This window comes from Streptomyces sp. NPDC051020 (genome assembly GCF_040683105.1).
Lineage (GTDB): Bacteria > Actinomycetota > Actinomycetes > Streptomycetales > Streptomycetaceae > Streptomyces.
In genome coordinates this window covers 1-3959 of sequence record NZ_JBFBCG010000184.1, presented here as the reverse complement: position 1 = coordinate 3959, position 3959 = coordinate 1, and the positions used below count along the sequence as shown (strand labels likewise).

5 protein-coding genes are annotated in these 3959 nt (G+C 67.7%); 4 read left to right on the top strand and 1 reads right to left on the bottom strand.

What is annotated here, in order from left to right; genetic code table 11:
* Nucleotides 1-102: 102 nt before the first annotated feature.
* Nucleotides 103-1197, bottom strand: coding sequence for a DUF1152 domain-containing protein (locus AB0N06_RS38205; RefSeq protein ID WP_366139276.1), 1095 nt, complete (start codon nt 1195-1197; stop codon nt 103-105).
* An 80-nt stretch (nt 1198-1277) separates the two neighbouring features.
* Between AB0N06_RS38205 and AB0N06_RS38200 the strand changes: the two genes are divergently transcribed.
* The 4 genes from AB0N06_RS38200 to AB0N06_RS38185 all read left to right on the top strand — a co-directional run bounded on the left by AB0N06_RS38200 (nt 1278) and on the right by AB0N06_RS38185 (nt 3770).
* On the top strand, nt 1278-2018 hold the full coding sequence (locus tag AB0N06_RS38200) for a GntR family transcriptional regulator (protein ID WP_366139275.1): 741 nt from the start codon (nt 1278-1280) through the stop codon (nt 2016-2018).
* 278 nt (nt 2019-2296) lie between these two features.
* Entirely contained in the window at nt 2297-2734 is a 438-nt protein-coding gene (locus AB0N06_RS38195; protein ID WP_366139274.1) for an ATP-binding protein, read from the top strand.
* A 182-nt stretch (nt 2735-2916) separates the two neighbouring features.
* The gene (locus tag AB0N06_RS38190; RefSeq protein ID WP_366139273.1) at nt 2917-3366 is read left to right on the top strand and encodes a hypothetical protein; all 450 of its coding nucleotides are present in this window, start codon (nt 2917-2919) and stop codon (nt 3364-3366) included.
* A gap of 29 nt (nt 3367-3395) precedes the next feature.
* Entirely contained in the window at nt 3396-3770 is a 375-nt protein-coding gene (locus AB0N06_RS38185) for a hypothetical protein (RefSeq protein ID WP_366139272.1), read from the top strand.
* Nucleotides 3771-3959: the final 189 nt, after the last annotated feature.

Here is a 3959-nt window from a genome sequence, read left to right as displayed (position 1 = left end):
CGGGGGGGCGGGGGGGCCCCCCCGCCGCCGCCGCGGGCGGGGGCCCCCCCCCCCCGCGGTGAGCGGAGCGAGCCACCTTGAACCCGTAAAGAAAGTTGTTACTCAGGTTGCATCTGCGATGCACCATAGGGGTACGTCGTACTGTTCCGGCCGGCTGTTGATGAGGAGCTGCCGCAAGTCGCCGCGCTGCAAGCCGCTGAAGTTCAAGGCCTCGGTGATGCGGCGAAACGTCGTGTGGGTGACCCCGCGGGCGCGGGCTTCACTCTCGAACTGGTCGAGCTGGGCCCAGACTGCGGCCGGGTCCAGCTTGGTGGGCTGCTGCTCCTTGAGCCACAGAGCCTTGTTGCGCTCGTAGTCGATCTCCGAGTGGCCGCAGATCTCGCGGCTGTAGGCCTCGGCCTCGTCCAGGTGCGCGGTCGCCATGATGGCTCGGGCCAGTTGGTTGTGGCTGATGGCGTCGTCCAGGTCGACCTCGTGCACCGTCGGGCTCTCGTCCGTGAGCGACACGGGGAGTCCTGCGTCTCGGATCTCGCACGTGCCTCGCACGCCTCGGGCCGTGGCCACGAGGAGCGCGGTTGCTTCGGATGGGTGCCACTCCAGAACTGGGCTGATCACATCCGCGTCGCTCGCGGTGAAGGTGTGGACGACGGGGCCCAGCGCGGTGGCCAAATCTTCCGGCAGAAGCTCGCCGTCCAGGCCCGGACCCGCAACGAGGAGTCGCACAGGCGCGTTCACCTGGCAGCACGCTGCCAGAGCGAGGGCGTCGGCGAGTGGACTCTTCAGTGTCGGCTCGTCGCCCCGCGCGAGGACGTCCCCGCCCACGTCCAGCAGGTCGATGGACTCGGGCGCCAAGTGGCTCACGAGGTCTTCGAGTTGGTGGGTGAGGCCTTCTGCTCCCTGGTAGGGGTCGAGCAGTGCGAAGGTGTGCGGGAGCTCTGCTGCGAGTCGGGGGAGTGTGGAGCCTGCGGGCGCGATCGGGCGGGCCTGCGCCGGCACTGTCCAGACGGCCGGGGTGAGGCGTTCCAGGCCGGTGAAGTCGGCGGCTCGCCGCGGGCCCGGTAGCGGGTCAATCAGGAGGCGATCCCAGGCGTACGTGAGGATCACCGCCTGGTCCTCGTCGCCGTAGAGGGCGGCGTGAAGCATTGCGGCGGCGACTGCGTCGCCCCCTCCTCCTGCTGCGACGATCAACCGCGTCATGCGATCAGACTACGGGTTCACAGGTTGGCCACTCACCCTATAGTGGCCAAAGGCCATAGCCAGTTGGACAAGGAGGGGAGATGCCTCAGATCGAAGAGGCTCAGCCGAAGTATCTCCAGATCGCCCACTACATCCGTGATCAGATTCTTCGGGGTGACCTGCGGCCGGGGGACGAAGTTCCCTCGGAACGGCAGCTCGCCGCGAACTGGAAGGTGTCCCGGCCCACGGCCGCGCGGTCACTGGAAGCGCTGAGCCATCAGGGCCTGGTCGAGAAGCGCCAGGGCTCGGGAACGTACGTGCGTAGCCTCGAAGTGAACCGGCGTGCACGCGAGTTGTACGGGCGTGCCCGGCAGACCGGGAAGATCTATACGCCCGGGGAGTACGCGGTAATCACTTCGGCCGGTTGGCTGGAGGCTCCGGATTACGTCGCTGAGGCCTTGGGTCTGGTGAAGGATCGTCGAGCCGTGCACCGCCGGCGCGTGACGAACAACCAGGACGGTCCGATCACGCTGTCCACCTCATGGTTCGCTCCGGACGTCGGCCAGCGCGCGCCCAGGCTCACGGATCCCGAGCGGATCCAGGAAGGGACGCTCATGTACGTCGAGAGGATGACGGGGCGGCAGGGCAGTTACGCGGAAGACCGCATGTGCGCTCGGGCCGCCACGGACGAGGAGACGGCCGACCTGCGGTTGGAGCCGGGATCCGCGGTCCTCATCGTCCATCACGTCGTCTTCGATCTCCAGGACCAGCCTCTGGAGTTCGCCGAAGCCACCTACCCGCCGCATCGCTGGGCGTTCGAGCAGGGCTATCCGCTCACCTGACGACTCGCCAGTTGCGGCGAACCGCTTGCACTCTCGAAGTGGCCAATGCCACTATCCAGGAAGTGGCTAAGGCCACTTGGATGAGAAGGGGGCACGACGTGACGAGTCGGCGGCCGGAGCAGGGTGCGCGGTTAGCTTGCCGGGGGTGTCGGGGGCGTGGGTGGAAGCGCGTCGGCTCCCGAACGGCGCTTGCGCTCTCCACGGCCAATGACCGCAACCGTGCCACGTCGAAGCGGCGCTGCCTCGACTGCGACGGCAGCGGCAAGGAGTGAGCACGCATGGCCTACACCATCGACCGATACCCCTGCCAGGACTCACCGCGGCTCGGAGCGATGATCTTGCATCCAGAACCTGAGTCCGTACCCCGGGCTCGGCGCTGGTTCCGGAAGTTCATCGCTCCGTACAACCCGGCCTGCTCGATCGATGACTGCACGCTGATGATCTCGGAGCTGGTGACCAACGCCATCCGCTACGGGAAGTCGGATGACCCCTGGCTGGTGCGGGTGGAGTGGTTCCGTGAGGGAACCTTGCTCCGCGTCGAGGTGCACAACCCGGGTTTCCCGGCGAATGTACGGCTGCGACACCCGGAAGCGAGCGACGCTCACGGGCGGGGGCTGCTCTTGGTCGACTCCATCGCCGACTCCTGGCACTCCGGGCCCAGCCATCTCGGCGGGACGGTCGTCTCCTTCGTGGTCGCTGATGCCTGGTCGGCGTGATGGGATAGCCCACCCCTCGGCCGGCCGACGAGGCGATCCGCAAGGCGCTGCGCAACTGGGCCTTCGTGTTGCCGGGGTCTGCCGACCGGGACGTTCCCGACGAGGTGCGGAACGTCCTTCACTGGGTGGCCAAGGCGTCTCGGCCGCTCGCCGATCTCGCTGAACCCGCCACGGCTCGTGCAGTGCTCGATTCGCTGAAACTCAAGCTCGATGGGACTGCAGCGGCGGCGGAGACCGTGCGGCGTAAGCGCCGGGCGCTCGTGAATGCCGCGAACTACGCAGTCGATCTGGGGGAGTTGCGCGAGAACCCCATCACGGCAGTCCGCTGGCAGAAGCCGAAGGCGTCCAACCAGGTTTACCCTCGCGTCGTCGCTAACCCGGAGCAGGCTCGCAATCTCCTGGCGGCCGTCTCCTACGTGGGCGGGTACCGGCGCGCTCGCGGGCGTCGTCTTGTGAGCCTGTTCGCCGCCACGTACTTCGGTGGCCTCCGGCTGGCTGAAGCGGTCGACATCGCTGAGACAGACCTGGTCCTTCCTGAGCAGGGCTGGGGATCGGCTCTCCTCCACCGGACCCGCCCTCGGTCGGTAAGCAGTGGACCGATTCGGGGGAGACCCATGACGACCACGGGTTGAAGAACCGACCGACCGAGGACGTCAGGCGTGTGCCTATCCCGCCCCACCTCGTGGGCGTGCTCCGCGAGCAAAGCGCCACCTGCGGGACGGCCAGCGACGGGCAGCTGTTCTTCAGCGAGAAGGGGTCGATCGTCCCGTCCTCCACGTTCTACCGCGTGTGGCAGGAAGCTCGGCTGCTCGCGCTGCCGCCGGCCGTCGCGGCCTCGCCGCTCGCGAGCCGCCCGTACGACCTTCGGCACTCGGCGCTGTCGACATGGCTCAATGCGGGCGTCGACCCCACCGAGGTCGAGGAGCGGGCTGGTAACAGTGTTGAGGTCTTGCTGACCCGCTACGCGAAGTGCCTCGACGGGCGGCCGGACGTCGCCAACCGACGTATCGAGGACCTGCTTCGCGAATACGAGTGACGGTCACCTGACCGTGTCCGAGGCCCCTGGCATCCGGGGGATTCAAGGGGCTTCGTTGATTGCCGGTCAGGCTCATCGTGCGCCGCGTGTGGTGCTAGTGCTGCCCCGCGCAAGTTCGTGGAGGGGTGTTGATCAGGGCGCCAGGTCGCCGAGGTAGAAGCCGCAGGCGCAGTCCAGGGCGTCTTCGGG